16 protein-coding genes and 1 tRNA gene are annotated in these 14,967 nt (G+C 59.1%); 6 read left to right on the top strand and 11 right to left on the bottom strand.

Annotated elements, in window-relative coordinates; translation table 11 throughout:
• Nucleotides 1-107: 107 nt before the first annotated feature.
• Both AB8B02_RS23485 and AB8B02_RS23490 read left to right on the top strand, forming a co-directional pair.
• A complete protein-coding gene (locus tag AB8B02_RS23485) occupies nucleotides 108-284 on the top strand; it encodes a hypothetical protein (protein WP_175369197.1) in 177 nt (58 codons plus the stop codon).
• A 46-nt stretch (nucleotides 285-330) separates the two neighbouring features.
• A complete protein-coding gene (locus tag AB8B02_RS23490) occupies nucleotides 331-831 on the top strand; it encodes a hypothetical protein (protein ID WP_309941971.1) in 501 nt (166 codons plus the stop codon).
• Nucleotides 832-839: 8 nt separating this feature from the next.
• On the opposite strand, the gene AB8B02_RS23495 is transcribed toward AB8B02_RS23490, so the two are convergent.
• From AB8B02_RS23495 to AB8B02_RS23505, 3 genes are all read right to left on the bottom strand, one after another.
• On the bottom strand, nucleotides 840-1,928 hold the full coding sequence (locus AB8B02_RS23495; protein ID WP_439060099.1) for an acyltransferase family protein: 1,089 nt from the start codon (nucleotides 1,926-1,928) through the stop codon (nucleotides 840-842).
• A gap of 112 nt (nucleotides 1,929-2,040) precedes the next feature.
• Complete coding sequence (locus AB8B02_RS23500; RefSeq protein ID WP_439065318.1) at nucleotides 2,041-3,006, bottom strand: amidohydrolase family protein; 966 nt, start codon at nucleotides 3,004-3,006, stop codon at nucleotides 2,041-2,043.
• Nucleotides 3,007-3,191: 185 nt separating this feature from the next.
• The gene (locus AB8B02_RS23505) at nucleotides 3,192-4,004 is read right to left on the bottom strand and encodes a class I SAM-dependent methyltransferase (RefSeq protein ID WP_439065319.1); all 813 of its coding nucleotides are present in this window, start codon (nucleotides 4,002-4,004) and stop codon (nucleotides 3,192-3,194) included.
• Between the two features lie 382 nt (nucleotides 4,005-4,386).
• Between AB8B02_RS23505 and AB8B02_RS23510 the strand changes: the two genes are divergently transcribed.
• A tRNA-Arg gene (locus tag AB8B02_RS23510) sits at nucleotides 4,387-4,463 on the top strand.
• A gap of 74 nt (nucleotides 4,464-4,537) precedes the next feature.
• On the opposite strand, the gene AB8B02_RS23515 is transcribed toward AB8B02_RS23510, so the two are convergent.
• Entirely contained in the window at nucleotides 4,538-5,443 is a 906-nt protein-coding gene (locus tag AB8B02_RS23515; RefSeq protein ID WP_439065320.1) for a glycosyltransferase family 1 protein, read from the bottom strand.
• Nucleotides 5,444-6,116: 673 nt separating this feature from the next.
• Between AB8B02_RS23515 and AB8B02_RS23520 the strand changes: the two genes are divergently transcribed.
• From AB8B02_RS23520 to AB8B02_RS23530, 3 genes are all read left to right on the top strand, one after another.
• Nucleotides 6,117-6,773 carry a hypothetical protein gene (locus AB8B02_RS23520; protein ID WP_147421587.1) on the top strand — a complete coding sequence of 219 codons (657 nt, stop codon included), beginning with the start codon at nucleotides 6,117-6,119 and terminating at the stop codon, nucleotides 6,771-6,773.
• A gap of 471 nt (nucleotides 6,774-7,244) precedes the next feature.
• A complete protein-coding gene (locus AB8B02_RS23525; RefSeq protein WP_309941957.1) occupies nucleotides 7,245-8,129 on the top strand; it encodes a hypothetical protein in 885 nt (294 codons plus the stop codon).
• A gap of 902 nt (nucleotides 8,130-9,031) precedes the next feature.
• Nucleotides 9,032-9,745, top strand: a complete 714-nt coding sequence (locus AB8B02_RS23530) for a response regulator transcription factor (protein WP_175369205.1) — start codon at nucleotides 9,032-9,034, stop codon at nucleotides 9,743-9,745.
• A 169-nt stretch (nucleotides 9,746-9,914) separates the two neighbouring features.
• On the opposite strand, the gene AB8B02_RS23535 is transcribed toward AB8B02_RS23530, so the two are convergent.
• From AB8B02_RS23535 to fliQ, 7 genes are all read right to left on the bottom strand, one after another.
• Entirely contained in the window at nucleotides 9,915-10,367 is a 453-nt protein-coding gene (locus tag AB8B02_RS23535; protein WP_175369206.1) for a hypothetical protein, read from the bottom strand.
• Nucleotides 10,364-10,855, bottom strand: coding sequence for a hypothetical protein (locus AB8B02_RS23540; RefSeq protein ID WP_231078766.1), 492 nt, complete (start codon nucleotides 10,853-10,855; stop codon nucleotides 10,364-10,366). Before AB8B02_RS23540 ends, AB8B02_RS23535 begins: the two co-directional genes overlap by 4 nt.
• A 33-nt stretch (nucleotides 10,856-10,888) precedes the next feature.
• Nucleotides 10,889-11,353 (bottom strand): rod-binding protein, encoded by a 465-nt coding sequence (locus tag AB8B02_RS23545; protein ID WP_175369207.1) that lies wholly within the window; start codon nucleotides 11,351-11,353, stop codon nucleotides 10,889-10,891.
• 36 nt (nucleotides 11,354-11,389) lie between these two features.
• Nucleotides 11,390-11,785, bottom strand: a complete 396-nt coding sequence (locus AB8B02_RS23550) for a hypothetical protein (RefSeq protein ID WP_175369208.1) — start codon at nucleotides 11,783-11,785, stop codon at nucleotides 11,390-11,392.
• A 6-nt stretch (nucleotides 11,786-11,791) separates the two neighbouring features.
• Nucleotides 11,792-12,538 carry a flagellar biosynthesis protein FliR gene (gene fliR / locus AB8B02_RS23555; protein ID WP_068729859.1) on the bottom strand — a complete coding sequence of 249 codons (747 nt, stop codon included), beginning with the start codon at nucleotides 12,536-12,538 and terminating at the stop codon, nucleotides 11,792-11,794.
• A complete protein-coding gene (gene flhA, locus AB8B02_RS23560; RefSeq protein ID WP_309941945.1) occupies nucleotides 12,535-14,622 on the bottom strand; it encodes a flagellar biosynthesis protein FlhA in 2,088 nt (695 codons plus the stop codon). Before flhA ends, fliR begins: the two co-directional genes overlap by 4 nt.
• Nucleotides 14,623-14,697: 75 nt before the next feature.
• The gene (gene fliQ, locus AB8B02_RS23565) at nucleotides 14,698-14,964 is read right to left on the bottom strand and encodes a flagellar biosynthesis protein FliQ (protein ID WP_089263448.1); all 267 of its coding nucleotides are present in this window, start codon (nucleotides 14,962-14,964) and stop codon (nucleotides 14,698-14,700) included.
• Nucleotides 14,965-14,967 lie beyond the last annotated feature (3 nt).

The raw sequence follows: 14,967 nt of genomic DNA on the forward strand, positions 1-14,967 counted from the left end.
CCCGGACGAAACCATTTTCCGCACCGACGCAGACCGCCCGAAACCGGGCATGGTTATCCATCTGTCCAACGAAGCGGCACACAGCGCCGCCCAACAGGGACAGTCACATGCGCATCATCGGTTTCATCCTTGCCTTCTCGTTCGCCTTTGCCGGTCCGTCATTCTCTGGCACCGCGATGAACGACCTGCCGGGTATCGGCACCTTTTCCTACAACGGCGCGCAGATTGCCCCTGATACGGCGACCGCGAAATTCGCCTATCTGACGCTCACGCGTCGCGCCTGATCGCACCCCTCCCCTCCGATATCCCCAGACACAGAAAGCCATCACCATGACCTCATTCAGCGCACATCTGATCGGACACACCCTCAAGGCCGCCACTGTCGGCGCAATCCTGATGCTGTCGGCGACGGCGAGCCATGCCCAGTCGGCGAGCCCTTTTGCCGGCTTTGACGGATCGTGGAGCGGCAGCGGCACCGTGTCGCTGTCGGATGGCTCCTCCGAACAAATTCGCTGCCGCGCCACCTACAACGTCGTCGGCGGTACCGCGCTGAAACAGTCCCTCCGCTGCGCCAGCGACAGCTACAAGTTCGAACTCAGCAGCGATGTGAAGAGCCAGGGTAATCAGGTGACCGGCACCTGGGGCGAAGCCAGCCGCAATATCTTCGGCAATCTGCAGGGCAGCGCCGGCGGTGGCCAGATCGATGTCTTCGTCGAGGCCGCCGGCTTCGCCGCCAACCTGACGCTGACGACCAAGGGCAACAAGCAGCTGGTCTCGATCAGCTCCAAGGGTCAGATCCGCGACGTCTCGATCAATATGATCCGGAGCTGAGGCAGAACCTATGCGGCTTGATGCTGTCGACCCACAGCATCAAGCCCACTGCCTGACACGAGTGTTTTGATGCCCGGTTGCCGCCTGCGCCTGATCACGCGAAGCAGTGGGTTTTCAATTGTGAGATGCACGATGATGCCCGCGCCGCCGGCTATGGCGACATAACACAGCATCATCATTGTCGATGCTTCGGGCGTCGGCAGCTGAAGCCATCGCTCATTACCTGTTTTCATGACGTCGAAAACGATCGGATGCGTGAGATAGATGGCGTAGGACGCATTGCCGATCAGAATAAGCGGCTGCCAGGTTATGGCACCGCCGGCATATTCGACAAACAGCGCACTGGCGACAATCACGACCGGCGCGGCTGCGGCGAGCGCCATATAGACCGACGGCGTGACGCTGTTTGCCCATAGCGGTCCCACGAATTGGGACCCATAGCAGAGTGTGACGAGTGCGGCGCCGATCCAGACAATGGAGCGTTGTGGTGCAGCGGGAGCAAAAACCTGCAACGCATAGAAGATCGCGATCCCGGCGATGAAGAACTTCGTATAGTCGAAGGACAGATAGTGGCAGGCAGCCGCCATGCAGACGGCGGCCGCGGCATAGTTCAACGCCACCAGGCATCCGACAACGATCAGCGGCGCCAGACGGCGGCTGATCACAAGCGCGGCTGCGAAGATCAGATAAAAATACACCTCGTAGTTCAGCGACCAACCGACATTCAGGATCGGATATTTGTCACCGATCGGCGCGAACATCAGGCTACGGCCGACATAGGCCCAGAGCGGCTCGGACGAACGGCCATCCAACGGCTTTGCCCATGTCTCTGCCTCAAGCAGCGCAGATCCGAACATCACGACAAGAAGCACGGCTGTGCACAGCCAATAGAGCGGTGCGATCCGCTCCAGGCGCTTAGCGAGAAAATCGTCATCACCCTTCCGGGTGATGAAACACATGATGAAGCCGGAGATGACGAAGAAGGTGGAGACCCCGAAGAATTCGGTGTGCCAATCGCCCGCGAACTTGTAGCCGGTGTGGAAGAACACCACACCAAGGGCAGCTACGCCGCGCAACACCTGCAGATTTGACAGCATGGGGCTCCCTCGACCGCCCGTCGCGGTCGGGGGCAAACCTCTGGCAGAGACGAGAGTTCCGCCGATCCGGAACTCTTGCGGGACAAAGAAGGCGGCGAGGTGACGCCAGCGGTCAGAAGCCGTAAAGCCGCGCCGGGTTGTCGACCAGGATTGTCTTGCGAATGGCGGCGTCGGGCGCCCACATCGCGAGCTGGTTCAGCAGGCGGCCATCGTCGATCTGATGGAGCGGCGTGACGTCCGTCGGCTTCTTGCCGGGCGGTGTCACCGAATCCGGATGCGGCCAGTCGGTGCCCCAGATGATCCGCTCCGGATTGGCCGCGATCAGCGCCTTCGCCAGCGGTGCGACGTCCGGGTAATCCGGCCCTTGCGTCGAAGCGCGGTAGGCGCCGGAAATCTTCACATAGGCCTTGCCGGCTTTGACGAGGTCGAGCAGGTCCGCAAAGCCCGGCTGATCCAGCCCGAGCTTGGCTTCCGCGCCGCCGAAATGATCGAATACCAGCGGCATCGGCGCACTGGCAACAACCTCCTTGATCGCAGATACCAATGGCAGATTGGTGAACATCTGGATGTGCCAGCCGCGCGTCTTCATGCGCTCGATCGCAGCCAGCAGACGCTGCTTGCCGATGGCGGGGTCGCTCACGCCGCTGGTCGCAAGATTGATCCGCATGCCGCGAATGCCCGCGGCCGTCATGGCGTCGAGCTCGCTCTCCGGTGTCTTGTCATCGATGACAGCAACGCCGCGCGCGTCGCTGCCGCGCGCCTTCATGCCGAACAGGGTCGCCGAATTATCAGTACCGTAGATGCTGGGCGTGACGATCACCACGCGCTTGACGCCGAGTGCCTTGTGCAGCGCCGCCATTTCCTCCGGCGACGCCAGTTCCGGCGTGTAGACGCGGCCTGCAAAAAACGGGAATTTTTCGGGATCGCCATGAATATGAGTGTGACAGTCGCAGGCGTCTGCAGGCACCTGGAAATTCACCGGCGTCGCCGGCTGCGCGGCCTTGCCAACCGCAAATCTATTGCTGAGCACGACCGCTCCCGCGATTGAAGAGAGCAGAACACCGCGTCTTGTGAACATTGGTTCCTCCCTGATGTCGTGACGCCATTTTGGGCCGGCGTTCACTTGATTGAGGCCAACGTGATCGTTTCGCGATCCATGTCAAGTGTGCTTCCACATGCTGCAAAGCGAAGACGACGGGGATCGCGCTCCTGCTGCACAGCCCGATGCCAAATTGGCTGTGCAGCAGCTCGCTCGCAGTCATGTCACGGTTTGCGGACGGTCACGCGCAGGAACGTCGCCTTCACCGATGTCGTCGAAGGATCGGAGCTTCTGTTCTGGCTCTCGAAGAGCTTTACAAGCTCGCCCTTCAAGGTGTCGGCGCGACCGTCTTTTTCAGCCGCATCGAAGGCATTCATGGTCGGGCCGTAATATGCCTTGAACTGGTCGACGAACTTTGCCGGCGGTCCGGCAAAGTTGAATTCGTAGGAGTCACGAGCGAATGAGATATTTGGCTTCGGAATGCCGGCCGAGGTGAAGCGCTCGACAACATTGTCCTCGAGCCCCCAGGTCATGGGACTTACGAACCCTTCCGGCGGAGGAGGCGAGTAGGATGAGCTGATCTTGAGAATCTGCGCCACCAGAGTGGGATCGTTCGGGATCCAGTTTCCCATCACAATCCGGCCGCCCGGCCGCGTGACGCGAACCATTTCCCTGGCAACATCCGATGGCCGGGGCGCGAACATCGCGCCAAAGATGCTGACAACGAGATCGAAACTGTCGTCCTTGATATCTTTCAGATTCGACGCATCGCCTTCCTGAAAACGACACGTAAGCCCTTCCGCCATCGCGCGCCTGTTGCCAGCCTCCACCAGATTGCGTGCAATATCGACGCCCGTGACATTTGCCCCGGCTTTTGCTGCTGGAAGCGCTGTCGTGCCATCTCCGCATCCAAGATCGAGCACATCACTTCCGCGCGTGATCCCTATCGACGCGACAAGCGCTTCGCCGCTGGCACGCATCGTCTCAGCGATACGGGTGAAATCACCTTTCTCCCAAAGAGCCTGGTTGGGATTCATAGGACATCCTCCAATGTTCGACATGGGAACGGCCGGCGCCTGGGTCGGTTCGCAGAACGGCGCCTGGGTAGCCGGAGTTATGTCACTCGGCTCCTGTTCTAGGTTCAGCATTCACGATCGGACGTCCCGCTGCCAAACACAGCGTGATTGAGCAAATGGACGAGGTTCCGGGACAATCACGGGGGGCGCAACCTGGTCCCCTCGCCCCCTCGAAATACCCCACACACCCGCGGCGCGAGCGCTTCTGCGCATCCCGCCCCGATCCGAACGTGCGACCGTCGCCCGAAAGAGGGCACGCGCACTCCAACCGAGCCATTTTCGCCGAATCCGGCCCCGGCCAGCCGTTGCCGCCGCCCGGCCAATCGGCTAAATGGACGCTCAAGCACCCGTAGCTCAGCTGGATAGAGCGTTGCCCTCCGAAGGCAAAGGTCACACGTTCGAATCGTGTCGGGTGCGCCAGATCTTGCCGCGCCGCGCTAGGCGGCCTTTGCGGGGTCAAGCCCAACGGATTGCGCCTCAGAGCTTTGCCTCCGTTAAGCCGTTCGACCATCAGCACGCAGCGTCTCGTCGATGACATAATCGACCATCGCGTCCTGCAGATGATATTTGCGAACATGCTCGCGCAGATCCAGTGCCATCTGGCGCAGATGCGGCTTGTCGCTCAGTCCGCGCTCGATCACGGCCGACAGACTGCCCGGGGTTACGTCGTACAACAGAACATGCTCGTGTTCTCGAACGGGCGCGTGACGCTCGACCGTCGGATAGTTGAGAACCGGCACCGTCAGGCATTGCGCCGCCTCGGCGGTTCGATAGCACTCCCAGCTATAGCCCGACGGCGACCAGGCCAGCCATGCGCTGGAAAGCCGCCGCAGGAACTCGTCATGCGGTAGCCTCTCATGCGGAATATCGACCTTGAGACCCTTGCTTCTCAACGCCTCGAGTTCTGAAAGACCGACACGGCGCACCCACGAATTTTCCGCAACCTCGCCAACGAAAAACACGTCAGATGTCTTTTCCGGAGGTTCGCTATCGGTATCGACCCTTGTTGCAGGAAGCGAAATGGGGCGGATCTTCGCCAGACATTCGTTCCAGCGCCGATTGCGCCGTATGCGCCGCGTCGGAAGTGCCGGATGGGCCGAGTGGCAGAGAATGTGCCACCGATCGACGGGAAGCTCGCGTTTAAAAGCCGCGGTAGCCTTGTCGAGCAGAAAAAAGTTATGCGAGCCGACGATGAAGGCGTCGTTCATATCCAGAACGGCGATCGGCACGGGAGGCTTCACGAATCGTAGCCAGGAGACGCCGAACACTCTTGTCATCGCGGAGAGCGGGCGAAGCGGCTGCCGGAAGAAAGCGCGTAGCCAGTAGCGCGGATGCCACGCCGGGCGTAGTGGCATATAGACGATGATCAGGTTGTATTTCCCGCGTCGCGCCTCACGCATCGCTTTGATGAATCGCCAGGGCGTGCAGTCGGCAAAGCCTTTCGCCGCTCGCCCGCGAGGGATCGGACGTTCCCCCGTCCAAAGCACATCCGTCTCTTCGGGATAGATATCCTTGCAGTAGTGCCAGGAGCCCAATTCGAGGATTCTCGGTCTGGTCCTATTTGGGCTTTCTGCCGTCGCACTCACCGATGGAATTCCTTAACAGACGAGGCCAGATCACGGGAGTTGCAATAGAACGGGTATCACCATCACGGATTGATGCGCGACACGACATGAATGCAACAAAAAAGCGCGTCTGACGAGGGCGAAGAAGGCTGCAACATGCCCGTCTGCAAGCGTTTTTGGCGAGCTGGCCTCAAGGCGCCTTTTAGCCTCTCCCAAAGCCGCCTGCGATCCGACACCCTTCATCCGCTTGCTGCACCGGCTGCAGTATCTACAACACTCGGCGGGGACCGCTGCTCAACCTGTTGAAGGTCGGCGGGCATTCCAATTTTCGCTTTCCGCACCGCGACCGCTGACGCGGCAGGATCAGTCGATGAGCGACCCCCGCGCCACCACCCATATTCCATGTCTTCAACTGGGTGCACCACGCGCTGCAGCCACATCCTCTACAGGACATGATGAAGCATGACATCCTGAGCGCGCGGCGGACTGGATCCATACCTGGTTGGTCATGAAGCTGATCGCATATCAGGGTGGACAAGGCCGAGCGTCGGCACGTCAGATAACCGAACTGTCGGAGCTGAAGGACAGGCGCCAACAAGACAATCAATGTCGAGCGAATGCCAAAGGCAGAGCCCATGCCGCAATGCGGCGGGAGCACCATGCCGGTCCTCTTTCAAATCGATCCACTCCAACGACCTTGGTGACAGAAGGTCGTCAACAAGGGACTCGTTTTGAATGGATCGAATTTGACAATTCGCAACGTGACTCAGTCGGCAGTGCCTTGTGGCTCGGGCGGCTCCTGATCAGGCGCATCACCAAGCGCCTTTCCCCGGGCGAGACTCCGTTCTTCCTGCACCCTGATATTATGCATCAGAGCTGTGAGGCGACGGCCGGTGATGGGCTGACCATCACCCTGGGTAACGCCCTGCGCAGCAAGGCCCGCAGCAATCTCGGTCCACGTCGCGCCGTCTTCACGGTGCATCCGTTCCAGTTCCCGAAGGTTCTTTCGAATAATTTCAGTCGCGCCAGATTTGATCTTGCCGATCGGCGAATCCTGCCGTTCGGCTTTCAACAATTTCACGTAATCGCGAAGGCTTTTGAGATCGATATCCATGGCCACGGCAATAGTGTCGGTTTCTTAAAACGCCACTTCATCAACCGATGAATAGCCCCTATCGATCTATTATCAAGATTTACGGCATTTAACTCAATGCGCGGATTTACCGATTTGATCTGATAGACTTTGGAGTGAGGCAGCTCGACTCATCTATATTTTTACGAATCAATTTCAATATTCTTTGGGTCGACTTTAATTTGATTGTCGCGCATCTCATTGATCGTGCGTGCGCCATTCTCCATTATTCGATCAAATCGCCACCCCGTGACGATCGTGAGATGGGCGGCTAGCATCTCGCGACCACACGAAGACCACACCGATAACTACACAACTCCTATGCGCTCTTGTGCACGACATATCGGTGCGGACGGCACCCCATCATCGTTCGAACAATCTGCATCGTCGTGCGATGAAGATCGACCGTCGGTTGATCGTTTGCGCACACATCTATCTCGACGGCTTCGCGCAAGCTTCGCTTGTTACGCCGCTCTTACGATTTGATTGCCACTGCAGACAGTCATGACCAATGCAAAGATCAGCATGACGATGTCCAAGAAACCGTCGGATTCACAGTCGACCGCTGTGGAAAACGGCAGCCTGTTTCGTGAGCAATCACCGAATTCACACTCCACGCCAAAACCTCATATCGCTGCTGCCGCTGCGATCGACGAGCTTCTGGCCAGCGAAGCGCGGGCGAATATGCAACGCGCTCGCATTTCCACCCGCGAAGAGCCGATCAAGGCAAAGGTGCGCTTCACTGTGCCGCCCGCCCGTATTGTCGCAAGACCGTTACAATCGCCGGCATGGAAAGCTCCATTCTTCTCCCTGGCGATGGTCGTCGGCCTGTCAACGCTCGTTTCCGCTGGCGCGATTGCCTATCTGCTCCTGCGGCCGATGACATCTTCAGCCGTATCTGATGCGGATCTTCGCAGCATTCGCGATTCCGTCGCGCAGCTACGACGGCAAGTTGCGGAGATGACCGGCGATGTGGCGAGCAGTCGCGCTGCCGCTGAAGCTGCCCGTACGCAGGCCGCCGAACAGGCGAGCCGCGCACAAGATCGCGCCGACCGCGAACAAACCGCTCTGGCTGCGAAATTTGCACGCATTGCCGATGAGAAAGCGCAAGCGGTACAGGTCGCAGCCACGCTGACGAATACTGCCGATATCACCGGCACGGTGCAGCCTCAGGCGCAACGGCCAGCAAATACGTCACGCGAAGTTATTCCCGGCTGGCACGTGCGCCGCGCCTATGATGGCGTCGCAGTGCTCGAGGGGAAGACCGGCGTGATTGAGGTCGTGCCGGGGCAGGATGTCCCTGCTCTCGGGCGGATCCAGGAAATCAAGAACGAAAACAACCGCTGGCAGGTTCTGACCAGCAGAGGCGTCATCCTTTCAGGTCGCTGAATTGATGCCTCGATCTGACTGATCGATACTAACGGCCACGCACAGGCAGGATGCTCGTGACACGCTGGATGACTACCAAGGACGACGCCGACAAGATCGGCAACTTCGGATTCGTATCGAGCGATCCGAGCGCCCTATATGGCACGCTCTTGAGAGCGGATATCAGTATTGGCCGATGCCGACTGATATCGGACCCACGCAATCGCATGTTGCTGCCCCGCACATGACGAACAGACTCTCGCTCCATATGCCCGCGCACGACAATCAATGCGTTTTGCCGTGTGGTACTGCACTGGTTCAAACCGGTGAAGTGGCGATTGCATCTGTGACGACACGCTGTGAGATAGTTCGATGCAAAAAGGGGCCGACTAAATCGTCGCCCTTCATGAATTATCCACTTGTTAGTTTGCTTCAACTGCATGGTTTGCATGCACGACTCTTTGCAAATTTGTGCACCTCGACTACTTGATGATGCGGTATCATCTTGATGACCAGTATGCCGATTCGCGTGTGTGACAACTCGGGCAAGTTCAGCCGATCAAAGCGCCAGATATCGACGATACGGCACGCGATCGGCCACCTCCCCCGTTTTGACATTAGCGCTGGTTCGGTTCTGCCACCGACCGTGCACGACCATGAGATGTCATGTCGTGTTCACATAGCGAGAGGGAGCTCTCTGAAACTACGGATGAATGCAAGCCGGAGAATGTGAGCTGACCGCATCACAGCATTGGGTATCCCGTAAAAAGCGACCGGGCCTCCCATTTGCAAGTCAACGAATCGCTCAAAGGCCCATCCATCCGCTCAAGTAACTGTTGTGTTGCGTCTTCAAGACAAAAATGGGGCGAGTGCGCCTAATTCGACCCCATAACGATATCAAGGCGAACACGCAGGGGATTAAAATGTTTGTTGTAATCGATGACCGAGAGGGCGTCACACAAGGCTATGCGGCCGGGTTTGATCGCGAAGGGGTTGTATCGATTGGCTTCACTTCTACAGACTTTCGCGATTGGCTGGAATGTGCCGTTGGTAATGATTTAACTGTCATTCGGGCCTTTCTGCTGGGCGATTGTCCGGATCGGACGAGCATCCCATCCAGTATCCGCAACAGGTCACGGGCGCCGATTATTGCGCTCAACAGCCTGAAGCACCTCAAGCAGACCATTGAGTTATTCGAAGCTGGCGTCGATGACGTCGTTCACGCACCGGTCCACGTCCGCGAGATCATGGCACGAACGGCAGTTATTCGCCGCCGCACCATCGATCAGCATGAACCGGCACAAACGAGCGTAATTCGTGTCTTTCTCGATGGCCGCGACCCGGAGGTTGCCGGTCGCACTTTGATTCTGCCACGACGCGAACTACGCATTCTCGAACACCTGGTCGGGCATCAGGGCAAATGGCTGACGAAGACCCAGCTCTTCAACGCCATCTACGGTCTGTTCGATGCCAGCTTCGATGAGAATGTGATCGAAAGCCATGTGAGCAAGCTGCGCAAGAAGCTACGCGATCATCTCGGCTTCGACCCGATCGAATCGAAGCGTTATATGGGTTACCGGCTGGACGATCTGAAGTCTCGTCCCGCTCACGAAGCGCCTATTTCAAAGGCGAACTAAGGCTCACGCCTTACGCGCAAGAGGACGCCGACTACGGCGTTGGCGTCCACCGCCTCCTCGAACTGCTGTGCAAGACACAGAGCTTCTCGCGCAACACGAAGTACCACACATCCACCACGCTAGATCATCGAGTATCACCGTACCACAGCGATGACCACTCGCTGTAGTCTCAGCGGCGAATCTGATCCTTCGACACATAGTTGAAATCCTGCACCAGGACTTCCTGCAGCGCGTCCGTCTGCAGACGCTTGTTGACCTGCGCGCGCACCGTCTGTGCGAATTGTGTGAGGTCGTAACGACCGAGATTCTTGAAATCGAGCTTCTGGTCGCCATAGATCATACGGAATGCTTCATCGACGACGAACGGCTCCGGCGGCACCGGCAGCTGACGCAGGACTTTGGCGTTAGCGGTGAAGACGAGTTGGGTGACGATATAGCCCTGAACGCTGCCGTCAGCGATCATCGGCACATTGATCACCTTGACCTTTTCATAAACCAGACCTTCAGGTTGGTCCTGCTTCGCGGGCAATGCGGCCGCAGTCTCCTTCCAGTAGGAGATCCCGAAACTGGTACCCACAGTGACGAGGCAGGCCCAAATGCCCGTGATCAGCAGCTTCATCATTTGCGCTTGCCTGCGATCGCCAGGGAATAGGTGCCGTCCGATTCAACCTCCTGGATCGAACGCGCGATGATGGCCGAGACCTCACGCACCGCATCGAGATGGATCTGTAACGCCGCTTGATTACGAATCAGGCTGGCGCGCAACAGTGTGAGTTGCGGCGCGACACGCGGATCGTTCTTGATGTCCTGAGTCAGCCGCATCGCGCGAGTCAGCTCGAGCAGACCACGGTTCTTGCGCTGGCTGAAGCCGTCGAAATCCACTACGGCGCGAACCTCAAGCTTCTCCGTCTCTTCGTCGATGGTTGCTTTCAACCGATCAATCGCGGTCAGCGCGCTACTTTGGGTGCCGAGCCATTGGCCAGGCGTATCGTCCCCCTCGCCGAAAATGGGGGCCTCCTGCACAGCCGATTCAGGAAGGTCGGTCTCAGGCAAGGCCAGAGCCTGCGCCTCGACGGGGATGACTGAGGTCTGCTGTTCGATCTGTTCCATGTCGATCTCTACTGTCATGGCCGGATTCGGCCGTTAGCCTTCGGAAGTTGGAGCCGATGTCGGGCGCGATTTGGCCAGTTGCTTGGCGATGCCGACGCCGTTGCCCTTGGCCATTTCATTGCCGATCTGCTCGGCGAGCATCGAACGCCAGACATTGCCGGCGGTACCCTTGCCGAATACGTCCTCCGCATCCTTCGGCAGCATCGTTTCCACGAACATCTGCAGCACGAAGGCTTCGAACTTGCGGTAAACCGGGTTGCTTCCCTCAGCCTTCCGGATGATCGGCGTTGACACTATCTCTCCGCCGCTGACGGGGGCAGACTTCGCGCTCTGGGCGGCCTGCCCTGCGGCAAACTCGTCGGCGACCGCAGATGCGAAGTTCGCATCGCCCGCCGGCGCCATACGCTCGAGCCTCGTTGCCGCGACACGTTGAGCGGCCGGATCCGCCGCCTTCATGACATCCGCAATTAGATCGTTCGATACCGGGGCGACTGTCATGTCACGCCCTGCATAGTTGTGAGAGCTTTCATCGGCCTATCCTCCCTCGATCGAGCGCCGCACGGCCTTGTCGATTTCGTCGTCCAGAACCCGCTTTTCGTCGGCCCGAACCGTGCGTCCGACCGCCGACTTCACCATTTTCAGCGCATGCTTCAGCTTGCGGCCTTCATCGCGTGCATGCACCGCCAGTCTTTCCTTGGCCTTGGCCACGACGCCTTGTTCGATGCTCGCGGCGCGCAAACTCTGGCTCGCCGTCTGCACGGCGAGGTCCGGAAGTTTGCTCTCGTCATTGAAACCTTCGAGAATGACGCGCTGCTTTTCCTCGAGCTGGTTTTCTCGTGCCTGGCATTCCATCAGCTGCCACTCGGCAATCCGATGCAGCCTGGCCTGCACGGCGGCGATACGGCGGATCTTGCGGTCGCGCTTCTGCATGGCTCGTCACCCGGACAGCCAGGACGCGAAGGCGATGCTGAATTGCAGCACCATTTCGCGGCCCGTGAGATAGAGCAGCAGTAGACCGCCAGTGAGTACAAATGGAATCGAGATAAAGTAGACGGGAATGCTTGGCGTCAGTTTATTGGCGAGACCGACCGCGAAATTGACGATGACAGCATAGATAACGAAGGGACTGGCGACCCGGAGCGCCAGCGTAAAGGCCATGGAGAGATGATCTACGAGTTGCGTTAGCCCGCCCTCGGCGCTGATCCCGGTTGCCGGCAACCAGATCTGATAGGACCCGACTAGGCCGCGCAACAATTCCCAATGCTGGTCGGTTACAAAGAAGACCACCGTCGCAGTCAGCGTGATCAGCGGCACCAGCGCCGGCACATGCTCGCCATCGTCGGCGACACCAGGGAGGGTCAGACCGATCCCCGACGCGACGAATGTGGCCATCGTTTCCAGCGCAGCGAAGAACATGCGTGCAGTGAGTCCAATGACCAGGCCCACCATCAGCTCGGACATGATCAGGCGGAGGAGATCCGGCGCCGTCGCCGCTTCCACAGCCGGGCGAACTGTGGACTCCAGCAGGGGCGTGAGCATCAGAGTGACGCTGATAGCGAGGAACAACCGGATCTGCGTCGGGATATTGACGCGGGAATAGCCCGGCGCCACCATCATGCAAGTCCCGATGCGGCAAAAGATCAGGAACGTGGCCAGGATGGAGACCGAGCTGCTTGCGATCAAGATACAGCTCCGAGCGACATCACCTCGGCCCCCCGCGCGATTTCCACATGCGACAGCACCGGCAGCGTGGGGAACATGCGCTCGGTGATCATGCGAACATAAGGACGGACGTCAGGCGGCGCGACCAGCACCGCAGTGTCGCCATTGGCCGCCGCCTTACGGACCGCAACCGACACGTCATCCGCAAATTGCTCGACCAGCCGCGGATCGGCGTCGAATTCCACGATCTCACCCTTGCCGTCGCGCTTGATGCTCTGATGGAAGGCGAGGTCCCAGCGATTACCGAGGCGGAGCACCTTGAGCACGCCGTTGTCGGCGAAATCACCGCAGATCTGCTGCGCAATGCGCATCCGCACATGCTCGGCCACATGCTCGGAACGACGCACATGCGGCGCGATCTCGGCGATGGCTTCCAGAATGAGATGCAGATTGCGGATCGAGATCCGCTCGGCGAGCAGTAGCTTGAACACCGCCTGCAGCCCGGAATAGGAAATCTGCGATGGCACCATATCCTCTATCAGCCGCTTGTATTCGGGATCGAGCCGATCGATCAGTGCCCGGGTGTCCTTATAGGTAAGGAGCTGGGCCAGATTGTTGCGGACGACCTCGCTGAGATGCGTGAGCAGCACCGAGATATTGTCAGCGATCTTGAATCCGTCCTGTTTGACTTCATCAATAAACGTCTCCGGAACCCACATCGCCTTCATGCCGAAAGCGGGTTCGATCGTCTCGTCGCCCGGAACATCGGGCTTCCGATCGCCGTCAAACAACACGAGGGACTCGCCGATACGTAGTTCGTGATGGGCCACGACGGTGCCGTAGATCTTGATACGATATGACTTCGGCCCGATGGAGAGGTCATCGGTCAGCTTGATCTCGGGAATGACGAAGCCATATTGGGCAGCGAAACGCCGCCGAACCTTGGCCACGCGGTGCGCCAGTTCGCCATGGGCATTCAGCATCTGAATCGCAAGCTGGCTACCGACGCAGAGCTCGACATCGGAGGTCTTGAGCAATTCCTTGACGGAATCCCTGTTCTCGATCTGCGCTTTTTCCTGAACCTGCGCGATGCGCGCCTGCTCCACCTTCGCGCGGGCGGCCTGCTGGCGCGGCAGCGTAAAGCTCATGAAGGCCATGGCGCTGCCAAGCAGCGCGAAGGGCAGGAATGGAAGTCCGGGCAGCAGACCGAGCGCGAACATCATCATCGCGGCAACTGACTGGGCGCGCGGATACTTTCCGAGCTGCTTCAGCACCATCTGCTCGGCAGAGCCGCGGGTACCGCCCTTGGAGACGAGCAGACCGGCCGAGAGCGACACAATCAGTGCGGGGATCTGCGAGACCAGGCCGTCACCGACCGAGAGTTTGGTAAAAACATCAGCGGCGCGTGACAGCTCCATGCCATGATGAGTGACGCCGATGATGATGCCGCCAAAGATGTTGATGGCGGTGATAATCAGGCCGGCAATCGCGTCGCCGCGCACGAATTTCGAGGCACCGTCCATGGCGCCGAAGAACGAGCTCTCTTCCTCCAGCTCGTGGCGCCGACGCTGCGCTTCCTTGTCATCGATCAGACCAGCCGACAGGTCGGCGTCGATCGCCATCTGCTTGCCGGGAATGGCGTCAAGCGAAAATCGGGCGCCGACTTCGGCGATACGCGTCGCACCTTTGGTGATCACCACGAAATTCACGGTGACGAGAATCGCAAAGATAATGAGGCCGATGACGAAGTCGCCACCCATCACGAATTTGGCGAAACCGGCGACAACATAGCCGGCGGCGTGCTCTCCCTCACCGCCATGCGACAGGATCACGCGCGTGGTCGCCACGTTCAGCGCCAATCGCAGGATGGTGGCGATCAGCAGCACGGTGGGAAATGCCGAGAAATCCAGTGGCCGCTGAATCCACAGCGACACCATCAGGATCAGCGCGGACAACGCGATCGAGAAGGCCAGGCCGAGGTCGATCAGGATCGTCGGAACCGGCAGCACCAGCATCACCAGAATGGTGACGATGCCGAATGCAAAGGCGACGTCCGTGCCGGCCCGCCGTTCGGCCGGCAGGGCTGAAATCATTACGTCGGCCATGGCAAGTCTCGCGCGAATATCATGGCCGCACTGTGCAGCGCCGACCTTGCGTGAAGATGGTGAAGACGGTGGCGGCTAGAAGCCGCGTTCGATCCGGCCGTAGAGCACTTCGGTGAAGGCAAAGATGTGGGCTCCCATGAAGGAGCCGGTGACGGCGACCACGATTAACATCACCACGATCTTGGGGATGAAGGTCAGCGTCATTTCCTGTACCTGAGTCAGCGCCTGCAGGAGGGCAATGACGATGCCGACGAACATCGCGGAACCAACCGCCGGGCCGGCGGCAACGATGATGGTCCAGATCGCCTGTTGGGCGATATCGAGGGCGTCGCGCTCGTTCATGGC

This window comes from Tardiphaga sp. 862_B3_N4_1 (assembly GCF_051811085.1).
GTDB lineage: Bacteria > Pseudomonadota > Alphaproteobacteria > Rhizobiales > Xanthobacteraceae > Tardiphaga > Tardiphaga robiniae.

Coding starts and splice junctions, on each gene's coding strand:
- AB8B02_RS23545 (WP_175369207.1), bottom strand. CDS start 11,353: ATGACAGTCGCCCCGGTATCGAACGATCTAATTGCGGATGTCATGAAG.
- AB8B02_RS23520 (WP_147421587.1), top strand. CDS start 6,117: ATGAAGCTGATCGCATATCAGGGTGGACAAGGCCGAGCGTCGGCACGT.
- flhA (WP_309941945.1), bottom strand. CDS start 14,622: ATGGCCGACGTAATGATTTCAGCCCTGCCGGCCGAACGGCGGGCCGGC.
- AB8B02_RS23505 (WP_439065319.1), bottom strand. CDS start 4,004: ATGAATCCCAACCAGGCTCTTTGGGAGAAAGGTGATTTCACCCGTATC.
- AB8B02_RS23550 (WP_175369208.1), bottom strand. CDS start 11,785: ATGCAGAAGCGCGACCGCAAGATCCGCCGTATCGCCGCCGTGCAGGCC.
- AB8B02_RS23500 (WP_439065318.1), bottom strand. CDS start 3,006: ATGTTCACAAGACGCGGTGTTCTGCTCTCTTCAATCGCGGGAGCGGTC.
- fliQ (WP_089263448.1), bottom strand. CDS start 14,964: ATGAACGAGCGCGACGCCCTCGATATCGCCCAACAGGCGATCTGGACC.
- AB8B02_RS23535 (WP_175369206.1), bottom strand. CDS start 10,367: ATGATGAAGCTGCTGATCACGGGCATTTGGGCCTGCCTCGTCACTGTG.
- AB8B02_RS23525 (WP_309941957.1), top strand. CDS start 7,245: ATGACCAATGCAAAGATCAGCATGACGATGTCCAAGAAACCGTCGGAT.
- AB8B02_RS23485 (WP_175369197.1), top strand. CDS start 108: ATGCGCATCATCGGTTTCATCCTTGCCTTCTCGTTCGCCTTTGCCGGT.
- AB8B02_RS23495 (WP_439060099.1), bottom strand. CDS start 1,928: ATGCTGTCAAATCTGCAGGTGTTGCGCGGCGTAGCTGCCCTTGGTGTG.
- AB8B02_RS23540 (WP_231078766.1), bottom strand. CDS start 10,855: ATGGAACAGATCGAACAGCAGACCTCAGTCATCCCCGTCGAGGCGCAG.
- AB8B02_RS23515 (WP_439065320.1), bottom strand. CDS start 5,443: ATGCGTGAGGCGCGACGCGGGAAATACAACCTGATCATCGTCTATATG.
- AB8B02_RS23490 (WP_309941971.1), top strand. CDS start 331: ATGACCTCATTCAGCGCACATCTGATCGGACACACCCTCAAGGCCGCC.
- AB8B02_RS23530 (WP_175369205.1), top strand. CDS start 9,032: ATGTTTGTTGTAATCGATGACCGAGAGGGCGTCACACAAGGCTATGCG.